This is a genomic window from Glycomyces salinus (assembly GCF_016428645.1).
In the GTDB taxonomy this organism is placed as follows: Bacteria; Actinomycetota; Actinomycetes; order Mycobacteriales; family Micromonosporaceae; genus Glycomyces; species Glycomyces salinus.
In genome coordinates this window covers 1-577 of the sequence record NZ_JAELXW010000119.1, presented here as the reverse complement: position 1 = coordinate 577, position 577 = coordinate 1, and the positions used below count along the sequence as shown (strand labels likewise).

The following is a 577-nucleotide window of genomic DNA, read 5'->3' as shown; positions in this document are numbered from 1 at the left end:
TGTGTCGTGTGTGTGCTGGCCCCCGCCGCGGGTGCCTCCCGCGGCGGGCGGCGTAAGAAGGGCGGCGGTCCGGGGTCGGATCGTGTTGCGGTGCAGGCGGTCTCGCGAGGCGAGTCCTGCTCGGGTTCGGGGCGGGGCTCGGGTGTAGTCGGGGAGGATCGTCCGGGTCCCGAGCGCGGTCGGGGTGCGGTGGTTCGTCCGGGTTCCGAGCGCGGTTCGGGTTCGGGTGCCGGTGTTCTTGTGTCGCTGCGCGCCTCGACGTTCTCGGTGGTGAAGCGTGCTCGTGCTTGGGCGCGTGCGGCTTTGGCGGCGGCCCAGGCGCGGTCGGTCTCGTGCTGTTCGGCGGCGCGGTTGAGGTCGTCTTTGAGTGTTTCGGCCCATTCTTCGGGGTAGAGGCCGGTGTCGAAGAGGTTCGCGGCGTCGGTGGCGAAGTCGGTGTCGAGGTCGGTGTCGGTGCGCCAGTCGGCGCACCCGCACCCGGCCTCGGGGTCGCCGTACTCGGCTGCCATGTCGGCGGGGGCCGGTTCGTGGCCGTGGTGGTGGACGATGACCGCTTGCCCGGGGCCGGTTTTGGTGA

At 71.8% G+C, this 577-nt stretch carries 1 pseudogene; it reads right to left on the bottom strand.

What is annotated here, in order from left to right:
* A pseudogene (locus JFB92_RS22180) lies at positions 1–577 on the bottom strand (hypothetical protein); the annotation flags it as partial.